The sequence below is a fragment of the Pseudonocardia sp. DSM 110487 genome, from assembly GCF_019468565.1.
In the GTDB taxonomy this organism is placed as follows: Bacteria; Actinomycetota; Actinomycetes; order Mycobacteriales; family Pseudonocardiaceae; genus Pseudonocardia.
Window position 1 is genome coordinate 4525792 of the sequence record NZ_CP080521.1, and the last position, 16008, is coordinate 4541799.

A 16008-nucleotide genomic window follows, 5' to 3' on the forward strand; every position below is an offset into this window, starting at 1 on the left:
TTGCACCCTGGTGCGTGGACCCGTTCATCCGTATTCTGGATCCACTTTGCTCGCTCTAGGATTCATGAGGTCGCGGGATGCTGAAGCAGGCGGACAACGAGCGCGTCACGCGGTCCGGGCCCGGAACGCCGCTCGGCCGCCTGATGCGCGCCTACTGGCAGCCCGCGGCGCTCGTGTCCGAGATGCCCGCGGACCGTCCGGTGAAGGCGGTGCGGCTGCTGGGCGAGGACCTCGTGCTCTTCCGGCGCGAGGGCGGCTGGGGCCTGGTGGGCCGGTTCTGCGCCCACCGGGGCGTCGACCTGTCCTTCGGCCGGCTGGAGGACGGCGGCCTGCGGTGCCTCTACCACGGCTGGCTCTACGGCCCGGACGGTCGCTGCCTGGAGCAGCCGGCCGAGCCGGAGCACTCGACGTTCGCCTCCAGGGTGCGGATCCCGAGTTACCCCTGCGAGGAGCGCAACGGGATCGTCTTCGCCTACCTCGGTGAGGGCGATCCGCCCCCGTTCCCGGACTACGACTGCTTCACCGCGCCCGACGCGTACACGTTCGCGTTCAAGGGGCTCTGGGAGTGCAACTGGCTGCAGGGCGTCGAGGGCGGGATCGACCCGAGCCACGTGTCGTTCCTGCACCGGTTCGTCGGCGAGGACCCGCGCGAGGTCTACGGCCGGCAGTTCAGCGAGGTCGTCGAGGGCACCGACAAGAAGCTCTCGGAGCTGGTGGCCGAGAACTACCGGCCCGACATCGAGGTGGAGGAGGACGCGCACGGGCTGCGGGTCTACGCGGTGCGGCGGCTCACCGAGCGGCTCAAGCACGTCCGCGTGACGAACCTGGTGTTCCCCAACGCCTTCGTCGTGCCGTTCGGCAACGACCGGGTCTTCTGCCAGTGGCACGTGCCGATCGACGACGAGAACCACTACTGGTACATGATCTTCTACGACTTCGCGGCGGAGACGGACAAGGAGACGCTGCTCGCCCAGCGGCTCTCCGAGGTCTCGCTGCCCGACTACCGGCCGCTGCGCAACCGCGACAACGACTGGGGTTTCGACCCCATTGAGCAGCGCGATCTGACCTACACGGGCATGGGGCTGGACATCAACGTCCATGACCAGTGGGCCGTCGAGAGCATGGGCCGGGTCCAGGACCGCACGGTGGAACGGCTCGGCGTCTCCGACCGGGCCATCACCGCCAACCGGCGCATGCTCCTGCGCGCGATCGACGCGTTCGAGGCCGGGCGCCCGACCCCCGGCCTGCCGATCGACGCCCCGTCGGCCCGCGCCCTCACCGGGCCACTCGCCGTCGACACGATCGCTCCCGCAGAGGGCTGGGAACAGGCATGGCGTGACCGAGAACGGGAACGCAGGCTCCGATCGCCATGGGCCGCCGGTGCGTAGCGTGGACGAGCGCCCGGTCTCCGAGGCGGGCGGCGGGAGCGCCGTGCGCCCGATGCTCGCGACCGACCGGGAGGGCTTCGTGGCCCGCCACGAGCTCTGGGACGACGCCAAGCACGCCGCGGCCGCCCAGCTGCGGCGGGTGGTCGACGAGCTGGGCGTCGAGCGGGTGCGCATCGGGTTCGCCGACCAGCACGGGGTGGTGCACGGCAAGACCGTCACGCGCGAGGCGCTGCCGGCGGCCCTGCGCTCGGGCATCACCGCGCCGTCGTCGCTGCTGCTCAAGGACACCGCGGGCCGCACCGTCGCGCCGGTCTTCAGCGCCGACCCCGGCCTCGGGGTCGAGGGCTTCGCCGGGATCGGCGACGTCGTACTGGTGCCGGACCCGACGACCTTCCGGGTGCTGCCATGGTCGCGCGACACCGGGTGGCTGCTGTCGGACGTGCACTTCCCCGACGGCAGGCCGGTGCCGTTCTGCACGCGTAGCCTGCTGCGCGGCGAGCTGGGGCGGCTCGCGGCAACCGGGCTCGAGCTGACCGTCGGCGTGGAGCTGGAGTTCCACGTCTTCGGCGAGCCCGGCCCCGACGGCGTTCCGGTGCCGCTCAGTACGGGAGGGCAGCTCCTGCACGAGGAGGGCCTCGACCGCCACGACGAGCTCGTCCGCACCCTGCACCGCGGGCTCACCGACCTCGACCTGCCCGTCCGCACGCTGGAACTGGAGTTCGGGCCGAGCCAGTTCGAGATCACCATGGCGGCCCGCGCCGCGCACCTTGCCGCGGACGACGTCGTGCTCGCGCGCGCCGCGATCCGGCAGCTGTGCCTGCGCTCCGGGCTGCGGGCCACCTTCATGTCCCGGCCGGCGGGCAGCGCATCGGCGAGCACCGGGTGGCACCTGCACCAGTCGTTGCGGGACGGCACCGGGCGAGCCGTGATGGACGCGCCAGGGGAGCTGCTCTCGTCGACCGGCCGGCACTGGCTCGGCGGCCTGTTGCGGCACGCGGCCGCGGGAGCGGTGTTCTGCACGCCGACGGTCAACGGTTACAAGCGGTACCTGCCCCACTCCCTCGCGCCGGATCGGGTCGGGTGGGGCATCGACAACCGGGCCGCCATGATCCGAGTCCTCCCCGCCCGGGACGAGGGCGGAGCGCGGCTGGAGAACCGCGCCGGGGAGCCCGCCGCGAACCCGTACCTCTACATCGCGGCCCAGGTGGCCGCCGGGCGGGACGGCGTCGCGAACGCCGTCGACCCCGGAGAACCCCTCGATGCGCCCTACACGGCTCCGGTGGCGGCGCTGCCCCGCTCGCTCGGCGAGGCCCTCGACGCCCTGGCCGCCGACCCCGTGTTCGAGCGGGCATGGGGGAGCGAGGTCGTCGCCTGGTTCACCGCCATCAAGCGGGCCGAGTTCGACCGCTACCTCGCCCACGTCTCCGACTGGGAGCAGCGCGAATACTTCGGCCTTCTATGAGGGGCCTCCTGTGACGGCAACCGCCGAAGGAACGCTCGTCACCCGCGCCCGCGCTGCCACCCCCGGGACGAGCCACGCCCACCACCTGAACGCGGCAGGTGCCGCACTGCCCAGTGCCGCGGTGCTGGAGGCGGTGGTGGAGCACCTGCGGCTGGAGGCCCGGATCGGCGGCTACGAGGCCGCGGCGCTCGCCCGGCCCCGGCTGGAGCGCTGCTACGACCTGGCCGCCGCCCTGCTCGGCGGGGAAGCGGCCGACATCGCCCTCACCGAGAGCGCAACGGTCTCGTGGCACCGGGCCGTCGACGCGCTCGCGCTCCGCCCCGGCGACCGCGTGATCGCCACGTCGTCGAGCTACGTCAGCTCGGCCCTGCACCTCATGGAGCTGCGGCGCACGCGCGGCATCACCGTCGACGTGATCGGCACCGACGCGACGGGTGCGGTGGACCTCGACGCCATGGAAGCGGCGCTTGGGACGCCCGCCGCGCTGGTCACGGCCGCGCACGTGCCCACGTCATCCGGGCTGGTGGAGCCCGTGCGCGCGATCGGCGCGCTCGCCTCGGCGGCAGGCGTGCCGTTCCTGCTGGACGCCACCCAGTCGCTCGGCCACCTCCCCGTCGACGTCGCCGCGATCGGGTGCCAGATGCTCGTCGGCACCGGCCGCAAGTTCATCCGCGCGCCCCGGGGCACCGGGCTGCTGTGGGTCGACCCCGCCTTCGGGGCGGGCCTGCGCCCGTCGGCCCCGGATGTCCGCGGCGCCGAGTGGATCGCCGACCAGGAGTTCGCCGCCGCCCCCGGCGCTCGCCGCTTCGAGACGTGGGAGGCCGCGCACGCGCTCCGGCTCGGCCTGGCCACGGCCCTCGAAGAGGCCCTCGGCGCCGGCGTCGACATCGTCCACGAGCACGTCTCGGCCCTCGGGCATGCGATGCGGGCCGCGCTCGCCGACGTGCCCGGCGTCCGGGTCGTGGACCCGCCGGCGGCCGGCGGCGGGATCGTGACGTTCGTCCGCGAGGACGAACCGGCGGCCGCCACCGCGAGCCGGCTGCGCGCGGCCGGGGTGCACGTCGTCGCCGTGCCGGCGGCCCACGGCCGCTGGGACCTGGGCCGGAGGGGGATCGACGCCGTGGTGCGGGCCTCGATGCACGTCTACAACTCCGATGACGATCTCGACGCTCTCGTGGACGCAGTCACGCGGCCTGCGCCGCGCCGCCCTCGCAAGTTGCCCGAGCGGGTGGACGTCGTGGTCGTCGGCGCCGGGGTCCACGGCTCGTCGGCGGCGTGGCGGCTCGCCGCCCGCGGCGCCGAGGTGCTCCATCTGGAGCGCTCGCGGCCGGGACACGGCGAGGGCTCGTCGCACGGGCCGACCCGCATGATCCGCCGCGCGTATGCTTCGCCGGTCTGGGACGGCCTCGTCGAGCGTGCCTACGCGGGCTGGGCCGACCTGGCGCGGGAGTCCGGGCGCACGTTGCTCACCACCACCGGCGGGATCTACGCGCACCCGGTCGGGACCACGGGAATGCGCGGGCCGGGCTGTCGCGTGGTGGACCACGCGCGGGCCGCCGAGATCGCGCCGGGACTGGCGCTCGGCCCGGACTTCGAGGCGCTGCACGACCCGGGCGCAGGCGTGCTCGACGCCGAGGGCGCGCTCACCGCCCTCGCCGAGCTCGGGCGCCGGTACGGCGTGCAGCGCCGGGACGAGACCCCGGTGCTCGGCTGGGAGCCCGACGGCGACGGCGTGATCGTCCGCACCCCGGTCGGTGACGTGCGCGCGGAACGGCTCGTGCTGTGCGCCGGGCCGTGGATCGGCGACCTGGTGCCGGCCTTCGCCGGGCTGCTGAACGTCGTGCGGATCGTCAACGTGCACGTCGGCTCGTCGAACCCGGCGATGCTCGCCCCGCCGGCGCTCGGCGCCTTCTCGGTGGACGTGCCGGACGTCGGGCTGATCTACGGCATCCCCGCGATCGGCGGGCACGCGGTCAAGGTTGGCCTCGACCACGGTCCCGCGGACGACCCGGCGACGCCGCCCGGACCGGTTACGCTCGAGGAACGCGAGGTACTGCGAGCCCTTGCGCACCGGTTCCTCCCGGCGGCCGACGGGCCCGTCGTCGAGGACATCGCCTGTCGCTACACCCTCGCCCCGCGCTACCGGTTCGCCGTCGGACCGCTGCCCGCCACCCCGCAGGTGCTGGTCGCCGCCGCCTGCTCGGGCCACGGCTTCAAGTTCGGGCCGGCCATCGGCGAAGCGCTCGCCGACCTCGCGCACGGCGTCGCGCGGCCGGACCTGGCCTTCCTCGACCCCGCAGAGATGCTGGGGCGCGCGTGAGATCACCCCCGGAACACCGTCTGCGAGCGCCGCTCGTACCACCGGGCGAGCGCTTCGCCCGCGGCGATCACGTGGTCGCGCATCTCCTTGCGGGCGAACTCGGCGTCGTTCGCGGCGAGCGCCTCGACGATCCGCTCGTGCTGGGCGAGGTTGTTGGCGCGCAGCCGCGGGTTGTCCTGCAGCACCAGCGCGGAGACGTTGCGCGGGAACGCGTCGTTGATGTCGCGGATGGTGCGGGCGAGTCGCTCGTTCCCGGCGATCTCGTGGATGAGCGTGTGGAACCGGTCGTTCGCCACGGTCGTCGGCGACACCGGCTGCCCGTTCGCGGGCGGGCCTTCGCGCAGCACGTCGTTGGTGCGGCGCAGCTCGTCGAGCTGCTCGGAGGTGATCTCGCCGACGGCGCGCACGCAGGCGAGGCCTTCCAGTTCGGCCCGCACCTCGTAGGCCTCCCTGACCTCCCATGGCGCGGGCACCCGCACCACGGCACCGCGCCGGGGCAGCACCTCGATCAGCCCGCCTGCCTGGAGCTGGCGCAGCGCCTCCCGGATCGGGGTGCGGCTGACGCCGAGCGTGGCGGCCAGGTCGGCCTGGCGCAGCTGGGCGCCGATCGGGATCTCCCCCGACATGATCCGCGCGCGGATCGCGGCGGCGGTCTCGTCGACGAGAGCGTTCGACTCCCGGGGAGTCGGGTCGGAATCCACGATCAAGCCCCCCTTGGATACACAACCTGCTAGTGAGGATCCAATCATGCCAGGTTCTGCGCTCCCCACCCATCCGCTCGATCCGCTGACCCCGGCGGAGATCGAACAGGCCGTTGCACTCGTGCGGGCCGACGGCCTGTTGGGGGAGCGCGTCTCCTTCTGGGGTGCTGTGCTGGACGAGGCGCGTGCCAGGGCCGGGGAGCGACGGGTGCGGATCGTCGTCACCGACCACGAAGTTCCCGCCGCGTGGGAGGTGGACGTCGAGCTCGGTGCCGCCCCGCGCTGCGTCGAGTGGCGCCCGATGGACCACCGCCGCCCCGGCGTGACGTCCGACGAAGCGAGGGCCGCGGCGCAGGCGTGCCGCAACAGCCCGCTGTTCAAGGAAGCCCTGGCGAAGCGCGGCATCCACGACGTCTCGCTCGTGATGATCGACGCCGAGTCGATTGGCGGCTTCGAACCCGCGCGGTACGCGGGGCGCCGGCTCACATGGGGCACCGTGTGGCACCGCACCGAGGAGGGCGACAACGGCTACGCCCGGCCGGTGCAGGGCGTCGTACCGATCATCGACATGCACGCCATGGAGGTCCTGGAGGTCGAGGACCACGGCGTCGTCCCGCTGTCCGAGGAGGCGGGTCCCCTCGAGCCAGGAGCGTACGGCCCGGAGCGGCCGGGACTGCGCGCGCTCGACGTCGTGCAGCCCGACGGGCCGAGCTTCACCGTCGACGGGCACCGCGTCGAGTGGCAGGGCTGGCGGTTCCGCGTCGGCTTCACCCACCGCGAGGGCCTCGTGCTCCACGATCTGGAGTTCCTCGGGCGCTCCGTGCTGCGGCGCGCGGCGTGCAACGAGATGTACGTGCCCTACCTCGACCCGAACCCCACCCAGTACCGCAAGAACTTCTTCGACTGGGGCGAGTACGGCGCGGGCCCGCTGACCAACTCCCTCGAACTGGGCTGCGACTGCCTCGGCGTCATCCACTACTTCGACGCCAGCTACCTCGGCGGCAGCGGAGAGGCCGTCACCGTCCGCAACGCGATCTGCATGCACGAGGAGGACGACAGCGTCCTCTGGAAGCACAACGACCTGCGCCGCGGGGTCGGGCAGGTGCGGCGGTCACGGCGCCTCGTCGTGTCCAGCTTCCACACCGTGGCGAACTACGACTACGGGTTCTACTGGTCGCTGCACCAGGACGGCCGGATCGAGCTGGAGGTCAAGCTCACCGGGATCCTGTCCGCGTCCGGGACCGGGGCGGGGGAGGAGGTCCCGTACGGCAGGCGGGTCGCCGAGAACGTGCAGGTGCCCACCCACCAGCACTACTTCGGGCTGCGCCTCGACGCCGCCGTCGACGGCCCGCTGAACCGCTTGGTCGAGGCGCACGCCGAGGCCGAGCCCGACCCGGAGCGCGACCCGTACGGCAACGCCGTGCGGCACGTCCGCACCCCGATCCTGCGCGAGGCCGACGCCGCCCGCGACACCGATCCCGGCACCGCGCGGCACTGGCGCATCGAGAGTGCGACGGCCCGCAACCGCTACGGCGAGCCGACGGCGTACCGGCTGACGCTGCACGGCACCGCCCGGCCGCTGGGCCGCCCCGACTCGGTCATGGCGCGGCGCGCCCCCTTCGTGCACCACCACCTGTGGGCGACGCCCTTCGACCAGCACGAGCGGTACGTCGGCGGCGAGTACCCCAACCACGCCGAACCGGGGGAGGACGGCGTGCACGCGTGGCAGCGCCGCGACCGGTCTCTCGACGGCGTGGAGCTCGTGCTCTGGCCGGTGCTGGGCAGCCACCACTACCCGCGGCCCGAGCAGTGGCCGGTGATGCCCGTCGACACGCTGCGGATGGTGCTCGAACCCGACGGCTTCTTCGACCGCAACCCCGCGATGGACGTGCCGGCCCCACAGAGCCGGTGTCACTGACCCTTCTCACGCACGTCACATCGCAGTAATGTGATCCAACAAGCATCGGTTTGGATCGCAGAACCTAGATTTTGGATCCCGAACTGAGGAGCTCCCCATGGCCCACGTGCAGGTGTCCCGGCGGTCGGTCCTGCGCGGCGGCGGCCTGCTCGGGGTCACGAGCCTGCTGGCGGCGTGCGGGATCGCCTCGCGCGACGGTGGCGGTGCGGGCTCGGGGGGCCCGTCCGGCGGGACGCTCACGATGGGCATCGACGCGACGAGCGCCGTCTTCGACCCGGCCTTCTACACCACGCTCGGGGACTGGATGGTCGTCGACTCGGTCTGCCGGGGCCTGACCTTCATCTCGTTCGAGGACCCCGCGCCGCAGCCCGATCTCGCCGAGAGCTGGGACATCTCGCCGGACGGCCTGACCTACACCTTCACCCTCCGCGAGGGCGTCACGTTCCACGACGGCTCCACGCTCACGTCGGCGGACGTGCTCGCCAGCCTTGGGCGTCAGTTCGACCCGGACGACCCGACGCTGGCCGAGGGCGCGACCCGGCCGTTGCGGAGCCTCGGGGCCAACGTCACCTCACTGGAGGCGCCGGACCCGCGGACGGTGCGGATGGTTCTCGCGGAGCCGGACGGCACGGTGCTCGCGACGCTGTCCGACATCGGCGGCCGGATCATCTCCAAAGCTGCGCTCGACGAGCACGGTGCCGACATCGGGAAGAACCTGGTGGGCACCGGGCCGTTCCGGCTCGTGTCCGCCACCTCGGGGCAGTCGGTCACGCTCGAAGCCTTCGACGGCTTCCGGTTGGGCCGGCCCCACATCGACCGCGTCGTCATGCAGCAGGTGCAGGACTCGTCGACGATCATCAGCTCCCTGCTGTCCGGTGACCTGTCGATCACCCAGTTCACCCCGTACTCGGCGGTGGATCAGCTGCGCGCCAGCGACGCCGTCACGGTGTACGACACGCCGTACGGCTTCGACGCGATGCTGATGATGGACGCCCGCAGGCCCGCGCTCGCAGAGCTCGAAGTGCGGCAGGCGATCAACCTCGCGATCGACCGGGAGACGGTGCTCGCTCAGGCCTTCTTCGGCGTCGGTGCGCTGCCCGTCGGATACACGATCCCGCCGCCGCTGCCCGGACACGACCCGGCGCTCGCCGACCTCAGCCGCCACGACCCCGCCGAGGCGCGCCGGTTGCTGGAGTCAGTCGGAGCGGTGGGGCGCGAGGTCCGGTTGATGGCGCCGAGCGACACGTGGCACGCGCGGGCCGCGCAGCTCGTGGCGCAGAACCTCACCGACATCGGGCTCGTCGTGGTCCTCGAATCGGTCGACCCGGCCACGTATTTCAGCCGGATCAGGGACACGGCCGACCCGTTCCACGAGCTCATGATCTGGGAGCGCAACATCTACGTCCCCGACCCGGACGACATGGTCGGCGCGATGGCCGTGCCCACGGGCGTCTACGGCAGCTTCGCCACCGGCTTCGACACCCTGCCGGGCAGCGAGCGGTTCACCGCCGACACCGTCGCCGCCCGCAACCTCTCCGTCGGCGACGAGCGAACCGCCGCGTACAGCGCGATCCAACGCCGCTGGGCCGAGGAGTACATGGTCCTGTCGGTGCTCTGCTACTCGACCAACCTGGTGGTGAGCGGTGCCGGCGTGACCGGCATGAACGTGAGCGCGCTGGGCAACCACCGCTGCTTCATGGAGAACGCCACCATGTCCGGGGCGTGAAGGAGGTGAAGCGCGGACGGACCGCCACGGGCACCGTCGCGTGGATCGTCGTGCTGGCCTACCTGGTGGTCGCGCTCGTCGGGCCGCTGCTCGTGCCGGGCGACCCGCTGCGGCAGACGCCCGACGCCTTGCTTCCCGCCGGCTCGCCGGGGCACCTGCTCGGCACCGACGACCTCGGCCGCGACCAGCTCGCCCGGCTCGTGTACGGCGCCCGGCCGCTGCTCACCGTGGCGCTGCTCGCAACCCTGGTCGCCACCGTGGTCGGCGTCGCGGTCGGGCTGCCCGCCGGGTACGTGGGCGGGCGGGTCGAAGGGCTCCTCATGCGGGTCACCGACCTGGGGCTCGCGTTCCCGTCCGTCCTGCTGATCATCCTGGTGGTCGCGGCGGGCGGGGCCGGGGCCACGAGCCTCGTCGTGGGGATCGGCGTCGCGCTCGCGCCCGGGATCGCGCGCCTCGCGAGAGCACTGGCGGCCAGGGAGAACGCCCGCGACTACGTGCTCGCGGCGCGCATGGCAGGCGCCCGCCCGCCGCACGTCATGCTCCGCGAGATCCTGCCCAACATCGCGGGGCCGCTGCTGGTCCAGGTGCTGATGACCCTCTCGATCGCGGCCGGGTTCGCCGCCGGCCTGTCCTACCTCGGTCTCGGGATCCAGCCGCCCACCCCGGACTGGGGCTACATGGTGCAGGCCGGCCAGGAGTTCGTGTACTCCGCGCCGTCGCTCGTGGTGCTGCCCGCGCTCGCCACGCTCGGCTTCGTCGTCGCCTGCAACTTCGTCGGTGACGACGTGCGGGATGCGCTCGACCCGAGGGGCATGTCGTGACCGCCATGGCCACGCGGCGCGGCTCCGGCCTCGCGGCGGTCGTGCTCCGCAGGCTGCTCGCCGTCCCGCTGGTGCTGCTCGCGCTGGCCACATGCGTGTTCGCGGCGATGCGGCTCATCCCGGGCGCGCCGGCCGCCGCACTGGCGGCGAGCGGCTCGACCGGGCTCACCACGGAGCAGATCGCGCAGAACGAGCAGCGGATCGCGGAGGCGCTCGGGCTCGACCGGCCCTGGTACGCGCAGTACCTCGACTACCTCGGCGACGTGGCGCGGCTGGATCTGGGGACGTCGTTCTTCGGCGGCAACAGCGTGGTCGGCCTGCTCGCGGCGTCGCTGCCCGCGACGATCGAGCTCACGGTCGCGGCGATGCTCGTCGCGGTGCTGATCGGCGGCGCCACCGGGCTCGTCGCCGCGGTGCGCAAGGACACGTGGGTCGACGCGGCCGTGCGCGCCGTCGGAACCGTCAGCTTCTCGCTGCCGTGGTTCGCCCTCGGGGTGCTCGGGATCGTGGTCTTCGGCGTGCAGCTCGGCTGGCTGCCGGTGCTGGGGCGGCTCCCGAACTCGCTCGACTACGTGCCCACCACCAACCTCGTGCTGCTCGACGCGATCCTGCAGGACCGTCCGGAGCTGGTCGGGCCGTGGCTCGCGCACCTCGTGCTGCCGGCCACCACCCTGGCTCTGTCGATGGCCGGTTACATCACCCGGATCGTGCGGGCGTCCGTGCTCGAGGTGCTGGGCGACGACTTCGTGCGGACGGCCCGGATGAAGGGCCTGTCCGAGGGCGGGATCCTGCGCAGGCACGTGCTGCGCAACTCCGCGTTGCCGATCGTCACGGTGCTGGGACTGCAGTTCGGCTCGCTGCTCGGCGGCGCGGTGATCACCGAGGCGGTCTTCTCCTATCCGGGCGTTGGCGGCCTGCTGGTGTCGGGGGTGAACCAGCGCGACTACCCCGTGGTGCAGGGCGCCGCGCTCGCGATCGCCGTGCTGTTCACCCTGGTCAACCTCGCCGTCGACCTCGGCTACCTGCTCCTCGACCCGCGCCTGCGAAAGCTGTGACCGACATGCAGATCGTTCTCGTGCACGGGGCCGGTGGGACGCCGGCCACCTGGGATGCCGTTGCGCCGCTGCTGCGCGAGCGCGGGCACCCGGTCACGGCCGTGACCAACCCGATGGTGTCCCTGGAGGGCGACGTCGCGCACACCACGGCGGCCATCGGGGACGGCCCGGTGCTGCTGGTCGGGCACTCCTACGGCGGCGCCGTGATCACGAACGTCGGGCGGCACCCGCAGGTGCGCGGCCTCGTCTACATCGCGGCGTTCGCCCCCGGCGAGGGCGAGACCGTGCAACAGATCGTCGAGCGCTACGAGCCCGCGCCGGTGTCGAAGCACATGCGCCGCGGCCCGAACGGGGAGTGGCGCTCGGAGCGCACCGAGGCCTACTGGGCCGAGATCGGCTGGGACCTCACCCCCGAGCAGCGCGTCGCCAGCGGCTCGGAGAACCGGCAGGCCGATCGGCGGATCTTCGAGCAGCCCACCGGCGTGCCGGCGTGGCGCACATTGCCGTCCTGGTACCTCGTCGCCGAGCAGGACGCCACGCTGCTTCCGCAGATCCAGCGGGACATGGCGGCGCGCGCCGAGGCGGACACCGAGACGGTGCCAGGCAGCCACTTCACGCCGCTCGTGCACCCGGACCGGGTCGTCGCGCTGATCGAGCGAGCGCTCGCGCCATGAGTTCGACCGTCATGCGCATCCGCGACTTCCGGGTCGCGTTCGACGTGCCCGGCGGGCGCCTGCGGGCCGTCGACGGCGTCGATCTGGACCTGCGGCGCGGGGAGATCCTCGCGATCGTCGGCGAGTCCGGCTCGGGGAAGTCCGCGCTCTCGATGGGGCTCGTCGGGCTCAACCGCGGGCCACGTACCCGCATCAGCGGCACCGTCGAGTTCGGCGGCCGCAACCTCGTCGAGGCGAGCGAGGCCCAGCTGCGCGAGGTGCGCGGCCGCGACGTCGCCGTCGTGTTCCAGGACGCCCTCGCCGCGCTCAACCCGCTGCACCGGGCCGGGGCGCAGGTGGCGGAGATGGTCCGGCTGCACCAGCCGGTGAGCCGGGCCGCGGCGTGGGAGCGGGCCGAGCGCCTCCTCGACGACGTCGGGATCGCCTCGCCCGCGAGCGCCGCCCGCGCCTACCCGCACCAGCTCTCGGGCGGCATGCGCCAGCGCGTCATGATCGCGATGGGGCTCGCCAACGACCCTGCCGTGCTGATCGCCGACGAGCCGACCACCGCGCTCGACGTCACGATCCAGGCCCAGGTCCTCGCGCTACTGAAGGCGTTGCAGGCAGAGCACGACACGTCGATCGTCCTGATCACGCACGACCTCGGCGTGGTCGCCGAGGTCGCCGACCGGGTCGCGGTGATGTACGCAGGGCGGATCGTGGAACAGGGCACCCGCGAGGAGGTCCTCGAACGGCCGCGCCATCCGTACACCGTCGGGCTGCTGCGCTCGGTCCCGCGGATCGACGGGCCCCTCGACGAGCAGCTCGCCGCCATCCCCGGAAGCCCGCTCACCGGCCTCGACCGGCCGGACGGCTGCGCGTTCGCGCCCCGCTGCACGTTCACCACCGAGGCGTGCGCCGAGGTGCCGGAACTGCTGCCCCGCGCCGGTGGCGGGCACCTCGACGCCTGCGTGCTCCCGGAGAGCCTCCGATGACGCCGCTTGTGCAGGTGGAGGGCCTGCGCGTGGAGTTCGGTGCCGTGCAGGCCGTCGCGGGAGTCGACCTCGACATCCACGAGGGCGAGACGCTCGGGCTGGTCGGGGAGTCCGGCTGCGGCAAATCGACGCTGGGCCGGGCGCTGCTGCGGGCGGTGGAGCCGTCGGCCGGCCGGATCCACTACCTGGGGCGGGACATCACGGCCCTGAACGAGGGCCGCATGCGCAGCCTCCGCGGCGACATGCAGATGGTGTTCCAGGACCCGTTCGGCTCGCTCAACCCGCGGCGCAGGGTCGCCGACATCGTCGCCGAGCCGCTGCTGCGGGCGCGCGGGGCGAACCGCGCCGAGGCGGCCGCCCGGGTCGCGGAGCTGCTCGACCGGGTCGGGCTGGGCGCAGAGGCCGGCAGGCGCAGGCCGCACGAGTTCTCCGGCGGCCAGCGGCAGCGGATCGGGATCGCGCGGGCGCTCGCCCCGTCGCCGAGGTTCGTGGTGGCCGACGAGCCGGTGTCCGCGCTCGACGTGTCCATCCAGGCGCAGGTGGTGAACCTGCTGCGCGAGCTCACCCGCGACAGTGGGCTCACGCTGCTGTTCATCTCGCACGACCTCGGCGTGGTCCGGCACATCGCCGACCGCGTGGCCGTGATGTACCTCGGCCAGATCATCGAGGTCGCCGCGCGGGACGACTTCTTCGCATCCCCGGCCCACCCCTACGGTGAGGCGCTGCTGTCGTCGGTGCCGAGCCTGCACCGCACCCGAGAGCGCATCGTCCTCACCGGCGAGCTGCCCGACCCGGCGAACCCGCCCTCTGGCTGCCGGTTCCGCACCCGGTGCCGCTACGCCGTCGACCGCTGCCGCGACGAGGAGCCCCAGCTGCGCGCGATCACCGGCGGCCGGACCGTCCGCTGCCACCTGCCGTTGCCCACCGTGCCGAGGGAGCTCGCCAGAACGTGATCATCGACGCGTACAACACCACCCAGGACGTCCGGGGGCGCTCCGACTACCTCACCGGGGCGCGGCCCGGCGAGGCACCGCCGCCGTACACGCCGTTCGACCCGAAGCGGATCCTGGACCGGATGGACGCAGCGGGCGTCGACATGGCGATGGTCTGCTCGCTGGCGCAGCGCATCGAGAACGACTTCCTGATCGAGCTGGTGGGCAAGCACCCCGACCGGCTGTTCGGGTTCGGCCAGGTCCGGCCCCAGGACGACGACGCCATCGAGGAGATCGAGCGCTTCGCGGCGGCCGGCCTCGTCGGGCTGAAGCTGCATCCGAGCATGCACGGCTACCACGTGGCCGACCACGGGCTCCTCGACCCGGTGTTCGAGGCCTGCGCCCGGTTGGGCCTGCCGGTGCTGATCAACGCGCTCGACGACGCGTTCTGCGCGCCGCTCGCCATCGAGGAGATCGCGAAGGGGCACCCGGAGGTCCCGACGATCATCGCCCACATGGGGGCGGTCTGGAACGTCCCGGAGGCGATCATCGTGGCCGAGCGGCAGCCGCACGTGTACCTGGAGACGTCGGCGACGCTGCTCAGCGACGTGCGCCGGGCGTACTCCCGGCTCGGCCCCGAGAAGATCCTCATGGGCAGCGAGTGGCCAGGCTCGGACTTCGACCTGGAGCGCATGAAGATCGCCAAGGCGATCCCCGGCGAGGCGGACCGGGCGCTCGTCGAGGGCGGCAACATGGCGCGGATCCTCGGAATCGCGGCATGACGCTCCTGATCAGCCCCCCACCCGGGATGGGCGCGGACGACGTCGAGCTCCTCGCGACCGCGCAGCGGCTGCTCGACCGCGTGCTCACACCCGGCCGGCACGAGGTCGCCACGGCCCTACGCACCGCCGACGGGAGCGTCTTCACCGGCGTCCACGTCGAGGGGTCGTGCCGGCGCAGCTCCATCTGCGCCGAAGGCGTTGCGCTCGGGACGGCCCGCGCGCACGCGCCCCTCGACGTCGTCGCGGTGGTGTCGGTGCAGGTCAAGCCGGCCGACCGGTTCCGCGTGATCGCCCCGTGCGGCGTGTGCCGGGAGTTGATCAGTGACTACAGCCCGGACGCCCGGGTGTGGCTCACCCGCCCCGGCGACGACGCCGTCGTCGTCGCTCGCGCGCTCGACCTGCTGCCCGAGAAGTCCGCCCGGCGTTGGTAGAAGAGAGGATCACCGTGGTTATCCCCCCGACCGGCCTTGATGTGGCGGCACTCGCCGCCGAGCTGGGCGGCACCGGCGACCCGGTGCTGTGGGAGCACCTCACATGGCCGGAGGCCGACGAGACCGCTGCCGCGTGCGATGCCGTGATCGTCCCCGTCGGGGCGACGGAGCAGCACGGGCCGCACCTGCCGCTCTCGGTCGACACCCGCATCTGCGAGGCCGTCGCGCTGGGGGTGTCGGCACTGACCGGGGTGCCCGTCGTGCCGCCGCTGGCCTACGGCGTATCGGGCTCGCACGGCGACTTCGGCGGCACCGTCGCGCTGCGTCCGGAGACGCTCATCGCGATGGTCGAGGACGTCGTCGACTCCCTGCACGCCCGGGGGATCCGGCAGTTCGTGCTGCTCAACGGGCACATCTGGAACAACGGCTCCCTCGACGTCTCGGCCGAGAAGCTGCGCGTGCGCCACCCGGACTCGCGGGTGCGGGCGCTCGGCTACGTGACCATGTACCCGGGGCCCGAGGTCGACGGGCACGTCCAGTACGGGCGGGGGCTGATGCACGCCAACTACTTCGAGACCTCGGTGATGCTGCACCTGTACCCGGAGCTGGTGCGCATGGACCGGGCCACCTCGCACCGGGACGTGGACTCGTTCTGGGACTACCGGATGGACCAGGTCAGCGACACCGGCGTCTGGGGCCGGGACGTCACCGACGCGACCGCCGAGCACGGCCGGGACGAGTTCGACCGGTGCGTGCTGACCACGGCCCGGGCGATCTCCGCCGCCGCGCGCGAGCCGTGGCCTGACCCGAAACACCGGCCTTGA

14 protein-coding genes are annotated in these 16008 nt (G+C 72.9%); 13 read left to right on the forward strand and 1 reads right to left on the reverse strand.

What is annotated here, in order from left to right:
- Nucleotides 1–77: 77 nt before the first annotated feature.
- Genes K1T35_RS21085 through K1T35_RS21095 form a run of 3 tightly spaced genes read left to right on the forward strand, consistent with a single transcriptional unit; the run spans nucleotide 78 to nucleotide 5170 of the window.
- Nucleotides 78–1388, forward strand: a complete 1311-nt coding sequence (locus tag K1T35_RS21085; RefSeq protein WP_220261834.1) for a Rieske 2Fe-2S domain-containing protein — start codon at nucleotides 78–80, stop codon at nucleotides 1386–1388.
- Between the two features lies 1 nt (nucleotide 1389).
- The gene (locus tag K1T35_RS21090) at nucleotides 1390–2850 is read left to right on the forward strand and encodes a glutamine synthetase family protein (RefSeq protein WP_220261835.1); all 1461 of its coding nucleotides are present in this window, start codon (nucleotides 1390–1392) and stop codon (nucleotides 2848–2850) included.
- Between the two features lie 10 nt (nucleotides 2851–2860).
- Nucleotides 2861–5170 (forward strand): FAD-dependent oxidoreductase, encoded by a 2310-nt coding sequence (locus tag K1T35_RS21095; protein WP_220261836.1) that lies wholly within the window; start codon nucleotides 2861–2863, stop codon nucleotides 5168–5170.
- 2 nt (nucleotides 5171–5172) lie between these two features.
- Here the strand turns inward: K1T35_RS21095 and K1T35_RS21100 are convergent, their stop codons facing one another.
- A complete protein-coding gene (locus tag K1T35_RS21100; protein WP_220261837.1) occupies nucleotides 5173–5871 on the reverse strand; it encodes a GntR family transcriptional regulator in 699 nt (232 codons plus the stop codon).
- A gap of 46 nt (nucleotides 5872–5917) precedes the next feature.
- On the opposite strand from K1T35_RS21100, the gene K1T35_RS21105 reads away from it, so the two are divergent.
- The 10 genes from K1T35_RS21105 (at nucleotide 5918) to K1T35_RS21150 (ending at nucleotide 16008) form a co-directional block, all read left to right on the forward strand.
- Nucleotides 5918–7789 carry a primary-amine oxidase gene (locus K1T35_RS21105; protein ID WP_220261838.1) on the forward strand — a complete coding sequence of 624 codons (1872 nt, stop codon included), beginning with the start codon at nucleotides 5918–5920 and terminating at the stop codon, nucleotides 7787–7789.
- A 97-nt stretch (nucleotides 7790–7886) separates the two neighbouring features.
- Entirely contained in the window at nucleotides 7887–9515 is a 1629-nt protein-coding gene (locus tag K1T35_RS21110) for an ABC transporter substrate-binding protein (protein ID WP_220261839.1), read from the forward strand.
- 5 nt (nucleotides 9516–9520) lie between these two features.
- Entirely contained in the window at nucleotides 9521–10336 is an 816-nt protein-coding gene (locus K1T35_RS21115; protein ID WP_220261840.1) for an ABC transporter permease, read from the forward strand.
- Nucleotides 10337–10341: 5 nt separating this feature from the next.
- Nucleotides 10342–11391 carry an ABC transporter permease gene (locus K1T35_RS21120; RefSeq protein ID WP_255622618.1) on the forward strand — a complete coding sequence of 350 codons (1050 nt, stop codon included), beginning with the start codon at nucleotides 10342–10344 and terminating at the stop codon, nucleotides 11389–11391.
- A 5-nt stretch (nucleotides 11392–11396) separates the two neighbouring features.
- On the forward strand, nucleotides 11397–12065 hold the full coding sequence (locus K1T35_RS21125) for an alpha/beta fold hydrolase (RefSeq protein WP_220261842.1): 669 nt from the start codon (nucleotides 11397–11399) through the stop codon (nucleotides 12063–12065).
- Nucleotides 12062–13039 carry an ABC transporter ATP-binding protein gene (locus tag K1T35_RS21130; protein ID WP_220261843.1) on the forward strand — a complete coding sequence of 326 codons (978 nt, stop codon included), beginning with the start codon at nucleotides 12062–12064 and terminating at the stop codon, nucleotides 13037–13039. Before K1T35_RS21125 ends, K1T35_RS21130 begins: the two co-directional genes overlap by 4 nt.
- Nucleotides 13036–13992 carry an ABC transporter ATP-binding protein gene (locus tag K1T35_RS21135; protein ID WP_220261844.1) on the forward strand — a complete coding sequence of 319 codons (957 nt, stop codon included), beginning with the start codon at nucleotides 13036–13038 and terminating at the stop codon, nucleotides 13990–13992. The genes K1T35_RS21130 and K1T35_RS21135 overlap by 4 nt, the downstream gene beginning before the upstream one ends.
- A complete protein-coding gene (locus K1T35_RS21140; protein ID WP_220261845.1) occupies nucleotides 13989–14753 on the forward strand; it encodes an amidohydrolase family protein in 765 nt (254 codons plus the stop codon). The genes K1T35_RS21135 and K1T35_RS21140 overlap by 4 nt, the downstream gene beginning before the upstream one ends.
- Entirely contained in the window at nucleotides 14750–15184 is a 435-nt protein-coding gene (locus K1T35_RS21145; RefSeq protein ID WP_220261846.1) for a hypothetical protein, read from the forward strand. Before K1T35_RS21140 ends, K1T35_RS21145 begins: the two co-directional genes overlap by 4 nt.
- Nucleotides 15185–15198: 14 nt before the next feature.
- Nucleotides 15199–16008 (forward strand): creatininase family protein, encoded by an 810-nt coding sequence (locus K1T35_RS21150; protein ID WP_220261847.1) that lies wholly within the window; start codon nucleotides 15199–15201, stop codon nucleotides 16006–16008.

Coding starts and splice junctions, on each gene's coding strand:
- K1T35_RS21085 (WP_220261834.1), top strand. CDS start 78: ATGCTGAAGCAGGCGGACAACGAGCGCGTCACGCGGTCCGGGCCCGGA.
- K1T35_RS21130 (WP_220261843.1), top strand. CDS start 12,062: ATGAGTTCGACCGTCATGCGCATCCGCGACTTCCGGGTCGCGTTCGAC.
- K1T35_RS21135 (WP_220261844.1), top strand. CDS start 13,036: ATGACGCCGCTTGTGCAGGTGGAGGGCCTGCGCGTGGAGTTCGGTGCC.
- K1T35_RS21110 (WP_220261839.1), top strand. CDS start 7,887: ATGGCCCACGTGCAGGTGTCCCGGCGGTCGGTCCTGCGCGGCGGCGGC.
- K1T35_RS21125 (WP_220261842.1), top strand. CDS start 11,397: ATGCAGATCGTTCTCGTGCACGGGGCCGGTGGGACGCCGGCCACCTGG.
- K1T35_RS21105 (WP_220261838.1), top strand. CDS start 5,918: ATGCCAGGTTCTGCGCTCCCCACCCATCCGCTCGATCCGCTGACCCCG.
- K1T35_RS21120 (WP_255622618.1), top strand. CDS start 10,342: ATGGCCACGCGGCGCGGCTCCGGCCTCGCGGCGGTCGTGCTCCGCAGG.
- K1T35_RS21145 (WP_220261846.1), top strand. CDS start 14,750: ATGACGCTCCTGATCAGCCCCCCACCCGGGATGGGCGCGGACGACGTC.